The organism is Embleya sp. AB8, assembly GCF_049739465.1.
Lineage (GTDB): Bacteria > Actinomycetota > Actinomycetes > Streptomycetales > Streptomycetaceae > Embleya.
The window spans coordinates 119,012-139,319 of record NZ_JBMHHY010000017.1; the positions used below are offsets into that span (position 1 = coordinate 119,012).

Below are 20,308 nucleotides of genomic sequence, written 5' to 3' on the forward strand. Positions count from 1 at the left end.
CCGCACGCGCGGCGAGAATGCCCGACATGACGACCGATGATCTCGGCACTCTCGGCTTCTCCCGTGACACCGATCGGTACGAGCGGGCCCGACCGTCCTACGCGCTCGACGCGATGGACCACCTGTGCGCCGGCGCGGGTCTCGGCCCGGGCACCCGGGTGCTCGATCTGGCCGCCGGTACCGGCAAGTTGACCCGCCTGCTGGTCGAGCGCGGGGCGCGCGTGGTCGCGGTCGAGCCGTCGGCGGCGATGCGCGAGACCTTCGCCCGGGTGCTGCCCGACGTACCGGTCCACGACGGCACCGCGGAGCGGATCCCGGCCCCGGACGGCGCGTTCGACGTGGTCACCGTCGCGCAGGCGTTCCATTGGTTCGAACCGCGGCCGGCGCTGCGCGAGATCGCGCGCGTATTGCGCCCGGGCGGCGTGCTGGCGCTGCTGTGGAACGAGCGGGACGAGGCCGACGAGTTCGTCACCGGGCTGCACGCGGTGGCCGAGTGGCCGTTCCCGTTCCTACACGACTACGCGGTGGACGTGGCGGACAGCGGCCGATTCGAGCCCGCCGAGCGTGCGCAGTTCCGTTGGCAGGACACGCTGACCCACGATCAGGTCCTGGAGCGGGTCGCCACGTTCAGCTACATCACCACGATGGCGGACCGTCCCCGCGCGGAACTCCTGGACCGGGTACTGACATTCGTCGCCGGCCACGCGGAACCGGTGGAACTCGCCTACGTCACGGACCTCTACCTGGCCCGGCGTACGGAGAACCCCGTCGCCGAGGAGAGGGACTAGGGCTTGACGACCCGCCCTAGGGCGTGTCTTCAAGCCCCCGCCGAGCACCACGACGCCCGGCACCGCATCCGCCCTTCGGGCTCCTCGCTGCGCTCACGCCGCGGAGCCCGACGGGGGCTTGAAGACACGCCCTAACCCTCCCGCCACCACCACGCCTGGCTCAGGTTGTCGGAGAGTTCGCCGGACGCGCCGAGTTGGCGCATGCCCGCGCGCAGACCCTCCTTGAGCACCTCGACTCCGTCGTCGCCGACCGCCTTCGTCCACGCGCCCTGGATCCAGGACAGCTCGGCCCAGATCACCCGCAGACACTCGCGCCCGCGCTCGGTCAGCGTGATCCGGCGCGCGCGGCGGTCGGCGGGGTCGGGCTTGCGTTCGACGTAGCCGTGTCGGGCCAGGTGCGAGACCACCTCTCCGGCGGACTGCTTGGTCATCCCGAGCCGGCGGCCGAGTTCGGTGGCGGTGGTGCCGCCCTCGCCGACCAGGGTGAGGGCGAAGCCGTGCGTCGGCCGGATCTCGTCGAAGCCCGCGGCCGTCATGCGGTCGGAGAACAGTTGGCTGATCCCGCGCACGGCGCCGACCAGCAACGTCACCAGTTCGGGCCCGGAGGAGGTGTCTTGCTGCACGAGGTAAGAATACCTGTCTAATTTGGTGGGGAAACCCGAGACGCCGCCCCCGACGTCGGTCGGGGGCGGCGTGACGATCCTACGGACGATCAGTGCCTGTCGATCATGGTCTGCCTACTGCCCCGGACCATGCCCTACACGTGGACGGCGACCGCGCCTTCCCGCTTTTCGCCCGGTCGGACGAACAGGGCGAGTACGATCCCGACCGCCATGGTGATCGCCGCGATGGTGAAGGCGAGCTGCATGCCGTCCAGGAACGTGCTGTTCGAGGCGTGCCGGACGGCTTCCATCGCCGGTCCGTCCAGTGTCTTCCCGTTCAGCAACTCCGGCTTCAGCGGCGGGAAGCCCTGCGCGACCGAGCCCTCGATGCCCTCGCGCTGCCCGCGCGGCATCGTGGCGTAGTCGCCCGCCACCGCCGGCCACCGGTCCGGCAGCGCCGAGGAGACCTCGGCCGCCACCACCGCGCCGAGCACGGCGGTCCCCAGCGCGCCGCCGACCTGCATCGCGGCCTGCTGGATGCCGGAGGCGACGCCGGACAACTCGAGCGAGGCGTTGCCGACGATGATGTCCGTCGCGCCGACCATGATCGGGCTGAGCCCGAAGCCGAGCAGGACGAACGGCACCATCGTTGCGCCGAAGCTCGCGTCCTCGCCCAGTCGGGCCAGCAGTGCCATCGCGGTCGCGGACAACGCGAGGCCGGCGATGATCGGAATGCGCGGCCCGAGCTTGGTGATTGCGAAGCCGCCGATCGGCGAGCCGATCATCATCACCACCGACATCGGCAACATCCGTACACCGGTCTCGGTCGGGCTGAGCCCGTTGACGCCCTGGAGGTAGAAGGTGATGAAGAACATCGCGCCGAACATCGCGAACGCCATGAAGATCATCAGCACGATACCGATCGAGAACGACCGGTTGCGGAACATCACCAGCGGCATCAACGGCTCGGGCGCCCGGGTCTGCCACAGCGCGAACAGTGCGAGCAGGATCAGCGTGCCGGCCATGAAGCTCAGCGTGTAGGCGCTGCCCCAGCCCTTCTCGCCGCTCTTGATCACGCCCCACACCAGGCAGAACATGGCCACCGACAACAACCCGACACCGAGGTAGTCGATCCGGTTGCTCGCGCCCGCCACCCGGCTGTTGGCCAGCGCCCAGGCGCCCACCACCAGGGTCAGCACGCCGATCGGCACGTTGATGTAGAACACCGACTGCCAGCTGACGTGTTCGACCAGGAGTCCGCCGACGATCGGACCGGCGGCGGTCGCGGTGGAGATCGCCGCGCCCCAGATGCCGATCGCCATATTGAGCTTGTTGCCGGGGAAACTGTTGCGCAGCAGGCCGAGCGCGGTGGGCTGGAGCAGCGCGCCGAACACGCCCTGGAGCACCCGGAACGCGATCAGCATGGTGACCGACTGGGAGAAGGCGATCAGCAGCGATGTGGTCGCGAAGCCCGCCGCGCCGATCAGGAAGATCGTCTTGTGGCCGTAGCGGTCGCCGAGCTTGCCCGCCGGGATCAGACACACCGCGAGCGCGAGCAGATAGCCGTTGGTCACCCACTGGAGATCGGCCAGCGAGGCGTCCAGGTCCTTGGAGATGGCCGGGTTGGCGATGCCGACCACGGTTCCGTCGAGCGCCACCATCATCACGCCGAACGCGACGGCCAACAGGGTCAGCCAGGGATGCCCCTGCATGCCCTTGCGCACGGTGGTTTCCGAGGGGGTCGGCGAGGGTGCGTCCGGTGTCGCCGCCGTCGAGGTCTGACTCATGCGTCCCCTACATCCGTCCATGTCCAGCGTCGTATCGAAGCATCGAACGATATGGCACCGTGTGCCATATAGCCAAATCACTCAAGTTGCACGCAGTGACAAGTGCCATACTGTGCAGGGACGAATGAGAGGACCACGCAACGTGCGGGACACAGCCGGCGCCGCGACGGGACTGCGGGAGCGCAAGAAGGAGCGCACGCGCGAGGCGCTCGTGGAGGCCGCGCAGGAGCTGTTCCTGCGCAAGGGCTACGACGCCACCACCATCGACGAGATCGTGGCCGCCGTGGAGGTCTCCCGGCGCACCTTCTTCCGCTACTTCGCGGGCAAGGAGGAGGTGGCGCTGGCCCGGGCGATGGAGTTCGAGGGCCTGTTCCTGACCGCGCTGGCCACCCGTCCGGCGGACGAGGCGCCGCTGACCGCGCTGCGCCGCGCGGGCAGCGAGGTGCTGCTCGCGGTCGGCGACGAGCCGGCCGACGGCACCGGTCACGAGTTCCTGCGGATGCGCCGACTGATCGAGGACACCCCGGTACTGCTCGCCGCGTCGCTGCGCAACGCGATGGAACTGGAGCGGCGGATGGCCAAGGAGATCGCCCGCCGCGAGGGCCTGGACCCGGCGCGGGACCGACGCCCGGCGCTGTTGGTGACCCTGTACCACTCGGTGATGCGCGTGTCGATGGACGAGTGGGGCGACGGCGAGGTGCTGGACGCCGCCCGCCTGGGCCGGATCGTCGACGCGGCCTGGGAGGACATGGGCACGCTGCTGGGCGATCGCTGGACGGCGGGCGAACTGCGGCGCGCGTGACCTCGACGTACGGCGGAGGTGCCGCCACGTACCGCTGGGGCGGATCGGTGATCCGGTCCGCCCCAGCGGCGTGTGGGTCGCGCGGTGCGTACTACCTCACGCGCTTGACGAGCAGCGCGAGCAGGGCGCCGAGCAGGGAGATCACCGCGGCGAAGGCGAACAGGCCCTTGTAGCCCAGGTCCAGGTCGTCGACCAGGAACGGTGCCAGGAACGGAGCGGCGATCTGCGGGCCGGCGTTGGCGATGTTGATCAGCCCCATGTCCTTGCCGACGTCCTGCGGCCGGGGGAGCACCTGGGTGATCAGCGCCATGTCGACGGCCATGTACATCCCGAAGAACAGGCCGTTGGTGATCTGGAAGGCGATCATGCCGTCCTCGGTGGCCCAGATCAGCGGAATCATCAGGGAGAGCGCGGCACCGGCGCCCGCGGCGATCACGAACGGCTTGACCCGCCCGACCCGGTCCACGATCGGGCCGATCACCAACGCCGCGACGATGGTCACCACGGCGTTGATCACGGTGAGCGTGCCCAGCTTGGACAGCACCTCGCCCTGCGGGATCTTGATGTACATCAGCAGGATGAAGAAGTTGAACTGCAGGACCACCATGTAGCCGAGCATCACGCCCAGGCGCGAGACCAGGGCGATGAAGAAGTCCGCGTGCACGCGCGGCGAGACCCAGAAGCCCTTGACGAACGAGACGAATTCGAACTTCTCGCGGGGCAGGTCCTTGGTGGACTTGTCCGGGCTGACGATCACGAAGATCAGCGCGGCGGCCACCAGCACGGCCGCGATCAGGTAGAAGCCCTTGGCCCCGCCGTCGGCCGGGTCGGCGAACCTGCCGTCGAAGCCGCCGATCTTGGTGTCGATCCCGATCATGCTCAGGTCGACGCCGGCCAACAGCAGCGAGGCCACGATCGTGCCCACCGGGATGCCGAGGCCGATCAGCGCGGAGAACTTGCCGTACTTGCCGGCGGGCACCCGGTCGGGCATCACCGCGGTCACCGCGGCCTGGTAGCCGTTCATGATGAACTGGATGACACCCCAGGTCAGACCCACCACGGCGACCGAGTTCGCGTTGGCCTGGACGCACAGGGCGGCGGCGCCGACCAGCGCGCAGAACAGGATGAACGGCGAGCGCCGGCCGAACCGCGACCGGGTGATGTCGGACAGCTTGCCGAACAGCGGGTTGCCGATCGTGGCGAACAACGCGCCCCAGAAGATCGGCCACTTGAGCGCCTCCTGGTCGGGCACGCCCTTGATGTGGATGACCTGCGTCGGGAGCAGGTACACGCCCACGCCCAGCCACAGCATGTACAGCGCGATGTTTGCGATCGGCAACGTCGCATAGAGCGGGCCGACCTTGTAACCGGTGTTCGCGGTGCCCGACGCGGGCTCCGGTGCCGACGACGCGGAGCCGGGTGCCTCTGTGGTGGTCGAACTCATGTGGACCGTCCGATGGAGGGGACTCGAAACCCGCCCTGCACGGGAGCTTCGAATCGTTTGACGAGGTGTTGGGTTCGGAGCCTAGGTGACACGAATAAGCAGGGGAATGGGTCCACAACGTGAAATCAGTCCGACAAGATAACGATTTGATCGTTCAAGGCTTGAATGCAGTGCGCTGCGCAGCGAACCGTCACGGCGAGTGATCTTGTAACGACCGACACGTGTCAGTAGCGCATTCGAGCGATTACGGCCAAGGTTGTGCCCGCTGACCAAGCGGTAACGGATCGCACGTCCCTGTGATCCGGTGGACATCGGTTGCGCGCGGGCCGGCCCCGCGTGCGGGTGCGGTAGGGGGTGTCGTCGAGATGACGAGCACGAAGTCGGTCACTTGCCGCCCGGAGGGCCACGGATGAGCGCGCCGGAGGCGGGAGCCAAACCTCCCACCAGTTCCGACGTCGCCCGGCTCGCCGGCGTATCCAGATCCACCGTGAGCTACGTGCTCAACTCGCCGCCCGGGGTCCGGGTCAGCGCGCAGACCCGCGAGCGGGTCATGCTCGCCGTGCGCGAACTGGGCTACGCGCCCAGCGCGCCCGCGCGTTCGTTGCGCTCGGGCAACAGCGACGTGGTGCTCTTCCCGCTGCCGCTGCAGCCGATGGGGCAACTCCTCGAGGCGTTCATCGACGAGCTGACCGAGGCGCTGAACCGGCACGAGCTGAGCCTGCTCATCCACGCCGACCGCACCTCGCGCGGAGCGGACGCGGCCCGGCAGTGGGCCGCGCTGCGGCCGCTGGCGGTGATGGCCGAATCCAACCGGCTCACCGGCGGCGCGGTCGACGTGCTGCGCCGCGCAGGGGTCCGGGCGATCTTCGCGTGGGGACGCGAGGAGCACCCCGACGTGCCCACCGCGATCTTCGACAACCGCGACACCGGCCGGGTCGCGGTCCGCCACCTGATCGACCGCGGCCATCGCCGGCTGGCCTGCCTGGTGCCCTCCGGGCCGCTGGCCTTCCTGGGCGAGGAGCGCTGGGCGGGCGCCCAGGCCGCGGCCGAGGACGCGGGGGTGGCGCTGCGCCGGGTGGACGTGGGCTACGTCCGCGAGGACGTGCTGGCCATCGTGCGGCAGTGGCAGCGCGAGAGCGAGCCGCCGACCGCGGTGTTCGCGGGCAACGACGACTTCGCGTTGATGATCATCTCCGCGCTGCGCGAGTGCGGCTGGTCGGTGCCCGAGGACATGGCCGTGGTCGGCGCCGACGACCTGCCGTTCTGCGACCTGGTCTGGCCGCGGCTGACCAGCGTGTCGATGCACACCCGGACGATGGGCTCGGGCGCCTCGGACGCGATCACCACACTGATCCGCGGCCGGGACTACCGACCCGGCGGGCGCATGGTGGTGCACCCGCGCGTGGTGGTCCGCGAATCCGGCTGAGGCCGGTCGGCGGACAAGTCGGCGTACAAAAGGTGAAGGGTCCCGCAGCCTGCCGGCTGCGGGACCCTTCGACCTATTGCCTGGATACTCGTGACGATCCGCTAGCGGAGAGTCACGCGTTGTTCTGGTTCTCCACGGCCCGGCGGGCCTCCGGGTTGAGCACGCCCCAGCCGATCAGCTGCTCGGTGAGCACGCTCGGGGACTGGTCGTAGATCACGGCCAGGGTGCGCAGGTCGTCCTGACGGATCGACAGCACCTTGCCGTTGTAGTCGCCGCGCTGGCTCTGGATGGTGGCCGCGTAGCGCTGCAGCGGGCCGGCCTGGTCGGACGGCACCGTCTGCAGCCGCTCCAGGTCCAGGACCAGGCGCGGCGGCGGCTCGGCGGCGCCGTTGGGCGTGCCGCCCGGCAGGAGCTCCTGCACGGGGACGCCGTAGAAGTCGGCCAGCTCGGCCAGGCGCTGCACGGTTACCGCACGGTCGCCGCGTTCGTAAGAACCGACGACGACGGCCTTCCAGCGGCCCTGGGACTTCTCCTCGACGCCGTGCAGGGACAGGCCCTGCTGGGTCCGGATCGCGCGGAGCTTCGCCCCGAGCTGCTTGGCGTAGTCGCTGGACATCTCGCTCCCAAAACAGGTGACTGACCGTGAAGGTCCACCGGTGGTTGGCCGAACCGATGGGGTGGCTACCTCCGGGCCGGCTTTCTGTACCTCGAACTCTCCCCGAAGCTGCGAGGTTCGGCACGTCGCGACTGTCGCGTTTGGCCCGGTGGTGACTCATTGTGAGGTTACGCAGAGTAATTTGGGTCCGTCAAGCCGAACGGCCTACAAAGCCGGATTCGCGCAGGTGAGAGGCCCCTTTACGGGGCATTCGCCCCGGCTCGATCCGTCGGTTCGGGCGGCCGAAAGGCCGATGATGGTGGCTGATACTGTGAGGGACGTACCTCGGCGTCCTTTAAAGCCCGTCCTGTGAGACGGGGAAGGAGGTCTGTTTTCCATGACAGCACCTGGCTCCACCCCCGGCGGCACGTCGGCCGCCCGTCCCAAGGATCTCGACCCGGCCACCGCCCGCGCGGTCCTGGACTCCTCCGACATCAACCGGGCCCTGACCCGGATCGCCCACGAGATCGTCGAACGCGCCAAGGGCGCGGACGACGTGGTGCTCCTGGGCATCCCCACCCGAGGCGTGGCCCTGGCCCACCGGCTCGGCGAACGACTCGCCTCGATCGAGGACGGCGCCAAGGTCCCGGTCGGCGCGCTCGACATCACCATGTATCGCGACGACCTGCGCCTGGGCCCGGCCCGCGCGCTCGAGCGCACCGAGATCCCCGCCGAGGGCATCGACGGCAAACTCGTGGTCCTGGTCGACGACGTGCTCTTCTCCGGCCGCACCATCCGCGCCGCGCTCGACGCACTGGGCGACATCGGCCGCCCGCGCGCGGTCCAGCTCGCCGTCCTGGTCGACCGGGGCCATCGCGAACTCCCCATCCGCGCCGACTACGTGGGCAAGAACCTGCCCACCTCGCTGCGCGAGACGGTCAAGGTCCACCTCGTCGAGTACGACGGCCGTGACGCGGTCCTGCTCGGCACCCGCGCGGCCGACCCCGCCGCCCTTACCGACGCGGAGAAGTAGCCAGTGAAGCGCCACCTGATCTCGGCCGCGGACCTCACCCGTGACGACGCCATCCTGATCCTCGACACCGCCGAAGAACTCGCGCACATCGCCGAGCGGCCGATCAAGAAACTCCCGACGCTGCGCGGGCGCACCGTGGTCAACCTCTTCTTCGAGGACTCCACCCGCACCCGGATCTCCTTCGAGGCCGCCGCCAAACGCCTTTCGGCGGACGTGATCAACTTCTCCGCCAAGGGCTCCTCGGTCTCCAAGGGCGAATCGCTCAAGGACACCGCGCTCACCCTGCAGGCGATGGGCGCCGACGCGGTGGTCATCCGCCACCACGCCTCCGGCGCGCCGCACCGCCTGGCCGGCTCCGGCTGGCTGCGCGGCTCGGTGGTCAACGCCGGCGACGGCACCCACGAACACCCCACCCAGGCGCTGCTGGACGCGTTCACCATGCGCCGCCGGCTGGCCGGCGGGCGCGGCGACCTCGAAGGCCGCCGGATCACCCTGGTGGGCGACGTCCTGCACAGCCGGGTGGCCCGCTCCAACGTTCTGCTGCTGGCCACCCTCGGCGCCGAGGTCACCCTGGTCGCGCCGCCCACGCTGCTCCCGATCGGTGTGCAGACCTGGCCGTGCACGGTCTCCTACGACCTGGACGCACCGCTGCCCAAGAGCGACGCGGTGATGATGCTGCGGGTGCAACGCGAGCGGATGAACGCCGCGTTCTTCCCCACCGAACGCGAGTACTCGCGCCGCTACGGCCTGGACCTGCGCCGGATGGCGATGCTCCCGGAGCACGCCATCGTGATGCACCCCGGCCCGATGAACCGCGGCATGGAGATCGCCGCCGACGTCGCCGACTCGCCCCGCTCGACCATCGTCGAACAGGTCACCAACGGGGTCAGCGTGCGGATGGCGGTCCTGTACCTGCTCCTGGGCGGCAACGAGCCCGCCCTGAGCCCCACGAGCACCGCCGGCACCGGCACCGAGGAGAACGCCAAGTGAGCACGTACCTGATCAAGGACGCCGGGATCCTCGGCGGCGACGCGCAGGACGTGCTGATCCGGGACGGCCTGATCGCCGCCATCGGCACCGACCTGAGCGCGGAGCACGCCGTCGTCCTGGAAGCCGCCGGGCAGATCCTCCTCCCCGGCCTGGTCGACCTGCACACCCACCTGCGCGAGCCCGGCCGCGAGGACGCCGAGACGGTGGCCACCGGCGCGAATGCGGCGGCCCTGGGCGGCTTCACCGCGGTGCACGCGATGGCCAACACCGACCCGGTCGCGGACACCGCCGGCACCGTCGAGCAGGTCTGGCGGCTCGGCCAGGAGAGCGGGCGCTGCGACGTGCACCCGGTCGGCGCGGTCACCGTGGGGCTCGAGGGCAAGCGGCTCGCCGAACTGGGCGCGATGGCCGACTCGGCCGCGCGCGTACGGGTGTTCTCCGACGACGGGAAGTGTGTCGACGACGCGGTGATCATGCGCCGCGCGCTGGAATACGTGAAGGCCTTCGACGGCGTGGTCGCCCAGCACGCGCAGGAGCCCCGGCTGACCGAGGGCGCCCAGATGAACGAGGGCACCGTCTCCGGCGAACTGGGCCTGCGCGGCTGGCCCGCGGTCGCCGAGGAGTCGATCATCGCCCGCGACGTGCTGCTCACCGCGCACGTCGGCTCGCGCCTGCACGTGTGCCACGTCTCCACCGCCGGCTCCGTGGAGATCCTGCGCTGGGCCAAGTCCAAGGGCTGGCACGTCACCGCCGAGGTGACCCCCCACCACCTGCTGCTCACCGACGAGTTGGTGCGCAGCTACGACCCGGTCTACAAGGTCAACCCGCCGCTGCGCACCGCCGCCGATGTGGCCGCGCTGCGCGAGGCGCTCGCCGACGGCACGATCGACGCGGTCGCCACCGACCACGCCCCGCACCCCGGCGAGGACAAGGACTGCGAGTGGGCGGTCGCCGCGATGGGCATGCTCGGCCTGGAAACGGCCCTTGCCATCGTGCAGCAGACCATGGTCGACACCGGCCTGATGGACTGGTCCGCGGTCGCCGACCGGATGTCCACCCGCCCCGCCGCGATCGGCCGGCTCGAGCAGCACGGCCGCCCGGTCGCCGTCGGCGAGCCCGCCAACCTGGTGCTGGTCGACCCGAGCGCACGGCGTACGGTCGAACCGTCCGAACTCGCCTCGCGCAGCCGTAACACCCCCTACGCCGGACTGGAACTCCCCGGCCGGGTGGTCGCCACGTTCCTGCGCGGCGTACCCACGGTGATCGACGGGAAGCTCGCGTGACCTCAGGCCCGACCCACCACGAGTTGCTGCTCGCCGCCGAACAGAAGTCGGCGCAGGTGACCAACTGGAGCGGACGCCTGCTCTGGATCGGCATCTGCCTGGTCTTCGTGCTCGGCGTCTACCTGCTGATGTGGCGCGCCTGGCAGAAGCGCGCCGCGCGACAGGCGGCGCTGCCCGCGCTGCCCGCCGTACCCGACCACGACGCCGCGCCGCTGCTGGAGCCGCTGGTCGGCCGCTACTTCGGCAGCACCACCGCCGGCGACTGGCTGGACCGGGTGGTCGCGCACGGTCTGGGCACCCGCAGCCCGGTCGAGCTGACCCTGCGCGCGGACGGTCTGCTGGTCGAGCGACCCGCCGCGACCGACTTCTTCGTACCGGCCGCCGCCCTCACCGGGGTGCGGCACGAGCAGGGCATCGCCGGGAAGGTGCTGCCCGAGGGCGGCCTCCTGGTGATCACCTGGACGCACGGCGACACCTCGCTCGACTCCGGCTTCCGCGGCGACCACCCGGACGACCACGACGCGTGGCTCGAAGCGGTGACCCGGCTGATCGCGGGGGACCTGCCCGCGACCGCGGGCACCGCCGCACCACAGAACCATCAGGAAGGATCGGTCAAGTGACCGCAATGACCGGACGGGCCACGACGCCTGCGGTGCTCGTCCTCGAGGACGGGCGCACGTTCCGCGGCAGCGCCTACGGCGCGGTGGGGGAGACGTTCGGCGAGGCGGTGTTCTCCACCGGCATGTCGGGCTATCAGGAGACCCTGACCGACCCCTCGTACCACCGCCAGGTCGTCGTGATGACGGCCCCGCACGTCGGCAACACCGGCGTCAACGACGAGGACCCCGAGTCGTCCCGGATCTGGGTCTCCGGCTACGTCGTCCGCGACCCCGCCCGAGTGCCCTCCAACCACCGCGCGCGCCGCTCGCTCGACGACGAGCTGGTGCGCTACGGCGTGGTCGGGATCAGCGGCATCGACACCCGCGCGCTGACCCGCCACCTGCGCGAGCGCGGCGCGATGCGGGTCGGCATCTTCTCCGGGGACGCCGCGCACGCGGACGAGGCGACGCTGCTCGAACGGGTGCGGACCAGCCCGGAGATGGCCGGCGCCGACCTCGCCGAGCAGGTCAGCACCGAGGCCGCCTACGTCGTCCCGGCGATCGGCACCAAGCGGTTCACCGTCGCGGCGCTCGACCTGGGCATCAAGGGCATGACCCCGCACCGGATGGCCGAGCGCGGCATCGAGGTGCACGTGCTGCCCGCGACCGCCACGCTCGACGAGATCAACGCGATCGCACCCGATGGTGTCTTCTTCTCCAACGGGCCCGGCGACCCGGCCACCGCGACCCACCAGATCGAGCTGCTGCGCGCCGTGCTCGACCAGGGCACCCCGTTCTTCGGGATCTGCTTCGGCAACCAGCTGCTCGGGCGCGCCCTCGGCTTCGGCACCTACAAGCTCAAGTACGGCCACCGCGGCATCAACCAGCCCGTGCAGGATCGCAGCACCGGCAAGGTCGAGGTCACCGCGCACAACCACGGCTTCGCCGTGGACGCGCCGCTGGACACCGTCTCGGACACCCCCTACGGGCGTGCCGAGGTCAGCCACGTCTGCCTCAACGACAACGTCGTCGAGGGCCTGCGGCTGCTCGACCGACCCGCGTTCAGCGTGCAGTACCACCCGGAAGCGGCGGCCGGACCGCACGACTCCGCCTACCTGTTCGACCGTTTTGTGACGCTGATGGAGACCAAGAGTGCCTAAGCGCAGCGACCTGAAGTCCGTCCTGGTCGTCGGCTCGGGCCCGATCGTCATCGGCCAGGCCGCCGAGTTCGACTACTCCGGCACCCAGGCGTGCCGCATCCTCAAGGCCGAGGGCCTGCGGGTGATCCTGGTCAACTCCAACCCGGCCACGATCATGACCGACCCGGAGATCGCCGACGCCACCTACGTCGAACCGATCACCCCCGAGTTCGTCGAGAAGATCATCGCCAAGGAACGCCCCGACGCGCTGCTGCCCACCCTGGGCGGGCAGACCGCGCTCAACATCGCCGTCTCGCTCAGCGAGAACGGCGTCCTGGAGCGGTACGGCGTCGAACTGATCGGCGCCAACCTCGACTCGATCCAAAAGGGCGAGGACCGCGACCTGTTCAAGGGTGTGGTCGAGCGGGTCCGGGAGAAGATCGGGCACGGCGAGTCGGCCCGCTCGGTGATCTGCCACTCGATGGACGACGTGCTCGCCGGCGTCGACACCCTCGGCGGCTACCCGGTCGTGGTCCGCCCCTCCTTCACCATGGGCGGCGCCGGCTCCGGCTTCGCGCACGACGAGGAGGACCTGCGCCGGATCGCCGGCCAGGGCCTGACCCTGTCGCCGACCACCGAGGTGCTCCTGGAGGAGTCCATCCTCGGCTGGAAGGAATACGAGCTCGAGCTGATGCGCGACAAGCACGACAACGTCGTGGTCGTCTGCTCGATCGAGAACTTCGACCCGATGGGCGTGCACACCGGCGACTCGATCACCGTGGCCCCGGCGATGACGCTGACCGACCGCGAGTACCAGACGCTGCGCGACGTGGGCATCGCGGTGATCCGCGAGGTCGGCGTGGACACCGGCGGCTGCAACATCCAGTTCGCGATCAACCCCGAGGACGGCCGGGTGATCGTGATCGAGATGAACCCGCGCGTCTCCCGCTCCTCGGCGCTGGCCTCCAAGGCGACCGGCTTCCCGATCGCCAAGATCGCCGCCCGCCTGGCGATCGGCTACACGCTGGACGAGATCCCCAACGACATCACCAAGGAGACCCCGGCCAGCTTCGAGCCCTCGCTCGACTACGTCGTGGTCAAGGTCCCGCGCTTCGCCTTCGAGAAGTTCCCGGCCGCCGACGACCGACTCACCACCACGATGAAGTCGGTCGGCGAGGCGATGGCGATCGGCCGCAACTTCACCGAGGCGCTGAACAAGGCGCTGCGGTCGCTGGAGAAGAAGGGCTCGCAGTTCGACTTCGTGTCGGAAGTGGGCGACAAGGACGCGCTGTTGGTCGCCGCCGAGAAGCCCACCGACGGGCGGATCAACGTGGTCATGGACGCCATCCGGGCCGGCGCCACGCCCGAGGAGCTGTTCGCGGCGACCGGGATCGACCCGTGGTTCCTGGACCAGATGTACCTGATCCACGAGATCGCCGGCGAGGTCCGCGACGCGGCCGAGCTGACCCCCGAGGTGTTGCGCCTGGCCAAGCGGCACGGCCTGTCCGACGCGCAGATCGCGGCGATTCGCGGGATGCGCGAGGAAGTCGTGCGCGAGGTGCGCCAGGCGCTCGGGGTGCGGCCGGTGTACAAGACCGTGGACACCTGCGCCGCCGAGTTCGCCGCGCGCACCCCGTACCACTACTCGTCCTACGACGAGGAGACCGAGGTCGCGCCGCGCACGAAGCCCGCGGTGATCATCCTGGGCTCGGGGCCGAACCGGATCGGGCAGGGCATCGAGTTCGACTACTCGTGCGTGCATGCCGCCTTCGCACTGCACGACGCGGGCTACGAGACCGTGATGGTCAACTGCAACCCGGAGACCGTCTCCACCGACTACGACACCTCCGACCGGCTCTACTTCGAGCCGCTCACGCTGGAGGACGTGCTGGAGATCGTGTACGCCGAGACCCAGGCCGGACCGGTCGCCGGCGTACTGGTCCAGCTCGGCGGGCAGACCCCGCTCGGGCTCGCGCAACAACTCAAGGACGCCGGTGTGCCGATCGCGGGCACCTCGCCCGAGGCGATCCACCTCGCCGAGGAGCGCGGCGCGTTCGGCCGGGTGCTGGCCGAGGCCGGGCTGCTCGCGCCCAAGCACGGCACCGCGTTCTCCTTCGGCGAGGCCAGCGCGATCGCCGCCGAGATCGGTTACCCGGTCCTGGTGCGGCCCTCCTACGTGCTGGGCGGGCGCGGCATGGAGATCGTCTACGACGAGCCCTCCCTGGCCACCTACCTCGAGCAGAACGCCGGCCTGGTCAGCGACCACCCGGTGCTCGTCGACCGCTTCCTCGACGACGCGATCGAGATCGACGTGGACGCCCTCTACGACGGCGAGGACCTCTACCTCGGCGGCGTGATGGAGCACATCGAGGAGGCCGGCATCCACTCCGGCGACTCGGCCTGCGCATTGCCCCCGATCACGCTGGGCGCGTACGACATCAAGCGGCTGCGCGCGGCCACCCTCGGCATCGCGCACGGGGTGGGGGTGCGCGGCCTGATCAACATCCAGTTCGCGCTCTCCGGGGACATCCTCTACGTCCTGGAGGCCAACCCGCGCGCGTCGCGGACCGTGCCGTTCGTGTCCAAGGCCACCGCCGTACCGCTGGCCAAGGCCGCCGCACGCGTCTCGCTCGGCGCCACCATCGCCGAACTGCGCGCCGAGGGCCTGCTCCCGGCCGAGGGCGACGGCGGCACGCTGCCGATGGACGCGCCGATCGCGGTCAAGGAGGCGGTCCTGCCCTGGAACCGCTTCCGCGACACCAAGGGCCGCGGCGTGGACACCGTGCTCAGCCCGGAGATGCGCTCCACCGGCGAAGTGATGGGGATCGACGCGGTGTTCGGCACCGCGTACGCCAAGTCCCAGGCCGGCGCCTACGGTTCGCTGCCGGTCAAGGGCCGCGCGTTCGTCTCCTTCGCCAACCGGGACAAACGTTCGATGGTCTTCCCGGTCAAGGCCATGCACGACATGGGCTTCGAGATCCTGGCCACCGAGGGCACCGCCGAGGTGCTGCGCCGCAACGGCGTGCCGGCCACCGTGGTGCGCAAGCACAGCGAGGGCCCGGGCCCGAACGGCGAGCCGACCATCGTGCGGCTGATCCACGACGGTGAGGTCGAACTGATCGTCAACACCCCGTTCGGCACCGGCGGCCGACTCGACGGCTACGAGATCCGCACCGCGGCGGTCACCCGGGGCATCCCGAGCATCACCACCGTGCAGGGCTTCGCCGCGGCCGTCCAGGGCATCCAGTCGCTGATCGCGGGCGACATCGGGGTCCGCTCGCTCCAGGAACACGCCGACCACATCACGTCCCACCGAAAGGGCTGACGACACCGATGGCACTTCCCCTGCAGGTGCAGGCGGAGATCGTCGGCCGCGAACCCGCGGGCGCGTACCACCGCATGGTGCTGCGCGCCCCCGGGATCGCCGCCCGCGTCGAACCCGGGCACTTCGTCGCCGTGGCGATCGGCGGCGCGGACTCGGCGATGTTGTTGCGCCGGGCGTTCTCCATCCACCGCGCCGACCCGGACGCGGAGACGATCGACGTGGTCTTCGCCGAGGCCGGGCGCGGCACGCGCGAGCTGGCCCGACTGCGGGTGGGCGACACGGTCAACGTGGTCGCGCCGCTGGGCACGCCGTTCCCGCTGCCGGCCGAGCCGGTCAGCGCGGTGATGGTGGCCGGCGGCTACGGCAGCGCGCCGATGTTCGCGCTGGCCGAGAAGATCGTGGCGGACGGCGGCTCGGTGGCCTTCGTGCTCGGCGCCGCGACCGGCGAGCGGCTGTACGGCGTGGACCAGGCGCAGGCGATCACCGAGGACGTCGTGGTCACCACCGACGACGGCTCGCAGGGGGTGCGCGGCTTCGTCACCGGGCCGCTGCCCGAGGTGCTCACCGCCGTGCAGGCCGACGTGGTCTACGCGTGCGGGCCGATGGGCATGCTGCGCGCGGTCACCGAGGTGGCCACCGCGCATGACGCGCGCGTGTTCACCGCGGTCGAGGAGGCGATGGCGTGCGGCGTCGGGGTATGCATGACGTGCGTGCTCCCGGTGGTCGGCGACGACGGGGTCAGCCGGTTCGTCCGCTCGTGTGTGGACGGCCCGTGCTTCGACGGCACGAAGGTGCGCTGGGACGACGCCGGCACGATTCCGGCGGACATCGAGGGCGCGGCAGCGATGGGAGCGCACTGATGACCGACGCGTACGGCGGCTTCGCCGAACACGAGGACGCCGACGACTTCGCCGAGGGGCCGCCGTCCACGATCATGCTGCCGGGCGGCGGGATCGACCTGGCCACCCGGCTCGGCTCGACACTGCTGCCCAATCCGGTGACCACGGCCTCGGGCTGCGCCGGCTATGGCAAGGAATTGGCCAAATTCTTCGAGCCGGCCGCGATCGGCGCGGTGGTGACCAAGACGATCATGCCGTACCCGCGCTCGGGTCGGGCCACCCCGCGGATGGCCGAGACGCCGTCCGGGATGCTCAACTCGATCGGCCTCCAGGGCCCGGGCATCGATGCGTTCGTCGAGCGCGACCTGCCGTGGCTGGCGGCGCGCGGCGGGCGCACCATCGTGTCCATCGCGGGCGGCCACGTGGACGACTTCGTGGCGCTGGCCGAGCGGCTCAAGGGCGCGCCCGGCGTGGTCGGCATCGAGGCCAACATCTCGTGCCCGAACGTGGCCAACCGGGGCCAGGTGTTCGCGTGCAACCCGGCCACCTCCTACGACGTGATCCGCGCGGTCCGGGACGCGGCGGACCCGCTGGTCCCGGTGCTTGCCAAGCTGTCCCCGGACGTGACCTCGATCGTGGACATCGCCCGGGCGTGTGTGGAGGCGGGCGCGGACGGCCTGTCGATGATCAACACGCTGCTCGGCATGGTGATCGACACGGACACGATGAAGCCGGTGCTGGCCGGTGTCACGGGCGGGTTGTCCGGTCCGGCGGTCCGGCCGGTCGCGGTGCGCTGTGTCTACCAGGTGCACGCGGCGATGCTGGACGGGCAGATGGCGCAGGTGCCGATCGTCGGCATGGGCGGTATCCGGACCGGCCAGGACGCGCTGGAGTTCATTCTCGCGGGGGCCGCGGCGGTGTCGGTGGGTACGGTCATCTTCAACGACCCGTCGGCGCCGGTGCGGATCCTGGACGAGCTGCGGGCCGCGCTGATCGCGCGCGGCTTCGGGTCGCTGGAGGCGGCGATCGGGTACGCGCATCGCTGACGCGATTTTGGCGGTTCTTGTGGTGACGGTGGATGCCGGTACGGACGGGGTTCGTGCCGGCATCGCCGTGTCCGGTGGTGATTCGATGTGTTGGAAGTCGACGAGAGTGGGATTTCGATGAGCAACCTGGCACCTGTCGCGGTCGCCCTCGACGCGCCCGACCTGGACCGCGCGTTCGCGTGGGCGAAGGCGGTGGGCCCGCATGTGAGCACGGTCAAGGTCGGTCTGGAGGTCTACCTGCGCGATGGCGCGGACGCGGTCGTGGGGGCGCGGGAGGCCAGCGGCGGGCGGGACGTGTTCCTCGACCTGAAGCTGCACGACATCCCGAACACGGTTGCGGGCGCGGTGCGTTCGGTGGCCCGGTTGGCGCCGACCTACCTGACGGTGCACGCGAGCGGCGGGACGGCGATGATCCGGGCGGCGGCGGACGCGGCGCCCGAGGTGAAGATCGTCGCGGTGACGGTGCTGACCTCGATGGCCGAGGCGGACCTGGCGGCGATCGGGCTGGCCGGTCCCTCGATCGAGGCGGCCCGGCGGCTCGCCGGACTCGCGGTGGCGGCCGGGGCGCGGGCGATCGTGTGCTCGCCGAGGGAGGTGGCGGCGGTCCGGGCCGAGGTGGGTCCCGGCATCGTGCTGATCACCCCGGGGGTACGGCCGGCGGGCGCGGCCCTCGGCGACCAGACGCGGGTGGCCACACCCGAGCAGGCGCTGGCCGACGGCGCGGATCTGCTGGTCATCGGACGACCCATCACCGGCGCACCGGACGTCGCCGAGGCGGCCCGCACGATCGCGGCGGGGTTGGCGACGCGGTAGGGGTGGCGAACGCGCGGGACGGGTCCGGTCCGGACGGCACGGGGTGGTCACCGCCCAGGGGCGGGTCCGACTCGGGCCGCGGGCGAGGTCCTGCTCGGGATCGGCCGGGTCCGGTCCGGGTCGCCTGTGGGGGCTGCGCGGAGCCGGGTCCGGCCCGGTGCGGTGCACGTGGTGGGACCCGCGCGGGACGCGGTCCGGCGACGGTGCCGGACCCGATGGGTGCTGCCTGGGCCGGGGGCGTGCCGATGCCGCCGTGGAGTCCGTGTGGAGCCGGGTCGGGCTTCCGGGGCCCTGCGGGGCCGGGTGCGGCCGACACGTGCGTCGAGGGCCGTCCCGGCCGCCACCAGGCCCCGACGCGCCGACACGCGTACGTACCGACCCGATCGACCCCACTGCGGCCCGGCCCGCCCGGCCCGATCGACCCGGGCCTCCGGGGCCTCCCGGGCCGCGTGTTGCGGGCGGAGCCGAGTGCGTCGACGCCCGCGCCGCACCCATGCGCGAGCGTGGCCGGGTTTCGCGCCGGGCTCGGTTGGCCGCCGCCTCGGGGTGGTGGTGGGGTCGGCGGGGACAGCCCTTTCGCAGGGATGGTGGGGCGCGCGGAGGCGCTTGTGCGCGCCCCCGCTACCTCGAGAATCGTCCGACGCTCCGTCAGGTTGGCGTTCTGTTGCAGGTAGCCGGGCTTTTCCCATCGATTCGGGCGACGCGGACCGATTCGCCGACTAGGCTCCCTCGTGAGCCGGCCCGGTGGAGTGTCGCGCGTTGCCGCGGACGCTCTGACCAGCTAGGTTCCACTGTTTGTTGGTGGCCGTCCGAGCCGGGCGGCCTTGAGGATCGCAACGAAGTCCGAGGTGACACGGCGTGGCTCTCCCACCCCTGACCCCCGAAGAACGCGCGGATGCGCTCGCTAAAGCCGCTGCGGCTCGGCGGGAGCGCGCCGAGGTGAAGAACCGGCTCAAGAACTCCGGTGCTTCGCTCAGCGACGTCATCAAGGAGGGCAAGGACAATCCGGTCGTGGGCAAGATGAAGGTATCGGCCCTCCTGGAGTCCCTCCCCGGCGTCGGCAAGGTGCGCGCCAAGCAGCTCATGGAGAAGCTGAACATCTCCGAGACCCGGCGCGTCCGCGGTCTCGGCACGAACCAGATCGCAGCACTCGAACGGGAATTCGGTGGCTCCGCGTCCTGAACCGGGCGCCGGCTCCGATCCCCGTACCGTGCACGGCACCCGTCGACTCATCGTGCTCTCCGGCCCCTCCGGGGTCGGCAAGAGCACGGTGGTCGCTGACCTGCGCCGCCGTCACCCCGAGGTTTGGCTGTCTGTGTCCGCGACCACACGCAAGCCCCGTCCAGGGGAGACCGACGGTGTGGAGTACCACTTCACCGAGGGCGATCAGTTCGACAAACTGATCGCCTCGGATGAATTGCTCGAATGGGCCGAATTCGCCGGGAATCGATATGGGACCCCGCGACAGCCCGTGCTCGAACGGCTTGACGCCGACGTTCCGACCCTGCTCGAAATCGACCTGCAGGGCGCCCGGCAGGTGCGGCAGGCGATGCCCGAGGCACGCCTGGTGTTCCTCGCCCCGCCCTCGTGGGACGAACTGGTCCGCCGTCTGGTGGGCCGGGGGACCGAATCCCCCGAAGTCATCGAGCGGCGCCTGGCCGCCGCGAAGGTCGAGTTGGCCGCGGAATCCGAATTCGACGTGACGCTGGTCAACACGTCCGTCGAAGACGTCGTACGCGAACTGCTAGCCTTGATGAACGTATCTTGATCGTTCGGGCTGCCCGAGTGTCAGCACGG

Annotated in this window: 18 protein-coding genes; 14 read left to right on the forward strand and 4 right to left on the reverse strand. The window is 70.6% G+C overall.

Annotated features, from left to right (window positions below; all coding sequences use genetic code 11):
• The first annotated feature begins 26 nt into the window (after nucleotides 1–26).
• The gene (locus ABIA38_RS25510) at nucleotides 27–788 is read left to right on the forward strand and encodes a class I SAM-dependent methyltransferase (RefSeq protein ID WP_424641147.1); all 762 of its coding nucleotides are present in this window, start codon (nucleotides 27–29) and stop codon (nucleotides 786–788) included.
• Between the two features lie 131 nt (nucleotides 789–919).
• Here the strand turns inward: ABIA38_RS25510 and ABIA38_RS25515 are convergent, their stop codons facing one another.
• On the reverse strand, nucleotides 920–1,411 hold the full coding sequence (locus ABIA38_RS25515) for a MarR family winged helix-turn-helix transcriptional regulator (protein ID WP_424641148.1): 492 nt from the start codon (nucleotides 1,409–1,411) through the stop codon (nucleotides 920–922).
• A gap of 134 nt (nucleotides 1,412–1,545) precedes the next feature.
• On the reverse strand, nucleotides 1,546–3,177 hold the full coding sequence (locus ABIA38_RS25520) for an MFS transporter (protein ID WP_424641149.1): 1,632 nt from the start codon (nucleotides 3,175–3,177) through the stop codon (nucleotides 1,546–1,548).
• Nucleotides 3,178–3,319: 142 nt separating this feature from the next.
• Between ABIA38_RS25520 and ABIA38_RS25525 the strand changes: the two genes are divergently transcribed.
• Nucleotides 3,320–3,979, forward strand: coding sequence for a TetR family transcriptional regulator (locus tag ABIA38_RS25525; RefSeq protein ID WP_424641150.1), 660 nt, complete (start codon nucleotides 3,320–3,322; stop codon nucleotides 3,977–3,979).
• 91 nt (nucleotides 3,980–4,070) lie between these two features.
• Here ABIA38_RS25525 and ABIA38_RS25530 read toward each other — a convergent pair whose 3' ends face one another.
• Nucleotides 4,071–5,423: an MFS transporter gene (locus ABIA38_RS25530; RefSeq protein WP_424641151.1), complete on the reverse strand. Its 1,353-nt coding sequence runs from the start codon at nucleotides 5,421–5,423 to the stop codon at nucleotides 4,071–4,073.
• Nucleotides 5,424–5,832: 409 nt separating this feature from the next.
• Here ABIA38_RS25530 and ABIA38_RS25535 point away from each other — a divergent pair, with 409 nt between their 5' ends.
• Nucleotides 5,833–6,849 carry a LacI family DNA-binding transcriptional regulator gene (locus tag ABIA38_RS25535; protein ID WP_424641152.1) on the forward strand — a complete coding sequence of 339 codons (1,017 nt, stop codon included), beginning with the start codon at nucleotides 5,833–5,835 and terminating at the stop codon, nucleotides 6,847–6,849.
• Between the two features lie 112 nt (nucleotides 6,850–6,961).
• On the opposite strand, the gene ABIA38_RS25540 is transcribed toward ABIA38_RS25535, so the two are convergent.
• Entirely contained in the window at nucleotides 6,962–7,465 is a 504-nt protein-coding gene (locus tag ABIA38_RS25540; protein ID WP_355535963.1) for a transcriptional regulator, read from the reverse strand.
• A 376-nt stretch (nucleotides 7,466–7,841) separates the two neighbouring features.
• On the opposite strand from ABIA38_RS25540, the gene pyrR reads away from it, so the two are divergent.
• The 11 genes from pyrR to gmk all read left to right on the forward strand — a co-directional run bounded on the left by pyrR (nucleotide 7,842) and on the right by gmk (nucleotide 20,279).
• Entirely contained in the window at nucleotides 7,842–8,477 is a 636-nt protein-coding gene (gene pyrR / locus ABIA38_RS25545) for a bifunctional pyr operon transcriptional regulator/uracil phosphoribosyltransferase PyrR (RefSeq protein WP_424641153.1), read from the forward strand.
• 3 nt (nucleotides 8,478–8,480) lie between these two features.
• A complete protein-coding gene (locus tag ABIA38_RS25550; RefSeq protein ID WP_424641154.1) occupies nucleotides 8,481–9,467 on the forward strand; it encodes an aspartate carbamoyltransferase catalytic subunit in 987 nt (328 codons plus the stop codon).
• Complete coding sequence (locus tag ABIA38_RS25555) at nucleotides 9,464–10,750, forward strand: dihydroorotase (RefSeq protein ID WP_424641155.1); 1,287 nt, start codon at nucleotides 9,464–9,466, stop codon at nucleotides 10,748–10,750. The genes ABIA38_RS25550 and ABIA38_RS25555 overlap by 4 nt, the downstream gene beginning before the upstream one ends.
• On the forward strand, nucleotides 10,747–11,370 hold the full coding sequence (locus ABIA38_RS25560) for a hypothetical protein (protein ID WP_424641156.1): 624 nt from the start codon (nucleotides 10,747–10,749) through the stop codon (nucleotides 11,368–11,370). The genes ABIA38_RS25555 and ABIA38_RS25560 overlap by 4 nt, the downstream gene beginning before the upstream one ends.
• 5 nt (nucleotides 11,371–11,375) lie before the next feature.
• Entirely contained in the window at nucleotides 11,376–12,509 is a 1,134-nt protein-coding gene (carA, locus tag ABIA38_RS25565) for a glutamine-hydrolyzing carbamoyl-phosphate synthase small subunit (protein WP_424641260.1), read from the forward strand.
• Nucleotides 12,502–15,813: a carbamoyl-phosphate synthase large subunit gene (carB, locus tag ABIA38_RS25570; protein WP_424641157.1), complete on the forward strand. Its 3,312-nt coding sequence runs from the start codon at nucleotides 12,502–12,504 to the stop codon at nucleotides 15,811–15,813. The genes carA and carB overlap by 8 nt, the downstream gene beginning before the upstream one ends.
• 8 nt (nucleotides 15,814–15,821) lie before the next feature.
• Nucleotides 15,822–16,673 carry a dihydroorotate dehydrogenase electron transfer subunit gene (locus ABIA38_RS25575; RefSeq protein WP_424641158.1) on the forward strand — a complete coding sequence of 284 codons (852 nt, stop codon included), beginning with the start codon at nucleotides 15,822–15,824 and terminating at the stop codon, nucleotides 16,671–16,673.
• Nucleotides 16,673–17,698 carry a dihydroorotate dehydrogenase gene (locus tag ABIA38_RS25580; RefSeq protein ID WP_424641159.1) on the forward strand — a complete coding sequence of 342 codons (1,026 nt, stop codon included), beginning with the start codon at nucleotides 16,673–16,675 and terminating at the stop codon, nucleotides 17,696–17,698. Before ABIA38_RS25575 ends, ABIA38_RS25580 begins: the two co-directional genes overlap by 1 nt.
• A 117-nt stretch (nucleotides 17,699–17,815) precedes the next feature.
• The gene (pyrF, locus tag ABIA38_RS25585) at nucleotides 17,816–18,511 is read left to right on the forward strand and encodes an orotidine-5'-phosphate decarboxylase (protein ID WP_424641160.1); all 696 of its coding nucleotides are present in this window, start codon (nucleotides 17,816–17,818) and stop codon (nucleotides 18,509–18,511) included.
• Between the two features lie 858 nt (nucleotides 18,512–19,369).
• The gene (mihF, locus tag ABIA38_RS25590) at nucleotides 19,370–19,693 is read left to right on the forward strand and encodes an integration host factor, actinobacterial type (RefSeq protein WP_026218483.1); all 324 of its coding nucleotides are present in this window, start codon (nucleotides 19,370–19,372) and stop codon (nucleotides 19,691–19,693) included.
• Nucleotides 19,694–19,721: 28 nt separating this feature from the next.
• Nucleotides 19,722–20,279, forward strand: coding sequence for a guanylate kinase (gmk, locus tag ABIA38_RS25595; protein WP_424641161.1), 558 nt, complete (start codon nucleotides 19,722–19,724; stop codon nucleotides 20,277–20,279).
• Nucleotides 20,280–20,308 lie beyond the last annotated feature (29 nt).

What these genes read in the sequence shown, in the direction of transcription:
- pyrR (WP_424641153.1), top strand. Translation starts at nt 7,842, where the DNA reads ATGACAGCACCTGGCTCCACCCCCGGCGGCACGTCGGCCGCCCGTCCC.
- ABIA38_RS25530 (WP_424641151.1), bottom strand. Translation starts at nt 5,423, where the DNA reads ATGAGTTCGACCACCACAGAGGCACCCGGCTCCGCGTCGTCGGCACCG.
- ABIA38_RS25510 (WP_424641147.1), top strand. Translation starts at nt 27, where the DNA reads ATGACGACCGATGATCTCGGCACTCTCGGCTTCTCCCGTGACACCGAT.
- pyrF (WP_424641160.1), top strand. Translation starts at nt 17,816, where the DNA reads ATGAGCAACCTGGCACCTGTCGCGGTCGCCCTCGACGCGCCCGACCTG.
- ABIA38_RS25535 (WP_424641152.1), top strand. Translation starts at nt 5,833, where the DNA reads ATGAGCGCGCCGGAGGCGGGAGCCAAACCTCCCACCAGTTCCGACGTC.
- ABIA38_RS25520 (WP_424641149.1), bottom strand. Translation starts at nt 3,177, where the DNA reads ATGAGTCAGACCTCGACGGCGGCGACACCGGACGCACCCTCGCCGACC.
- ABIA38_RS25540 (WP_355535963.1), bottom strand. Translation starts at nt 7,465, where the DNA reads ATGTCCAGCGACTACGCCAAGCAGCTCGGGGCGAAGCTCCGCGCGATC.
- ABIA38_RS25580 (WP_424641159.1), top strand. Translation starts at nt 16,673, where the DNA reads ATGACCGACGCGTACGGCGGCTTCGCCGAACACGAGGACGCCGACGAC.
- ABIA38_RS25575 (WP_424641158.1), top strand. Translation starts at nt 15,822, where the DNA reads ATGGCACTTCCCCTGCAGGTGCAGGCGGAGATCGTCGGCCGCGAACCC.
- carA (WP_424641260.1), top strand. Translation starts at nt 11,376, where the DNA reads ATGACCGGACGGGCCACGACGCCTGCGGTGCTCGTCCTCGAGGACGGG.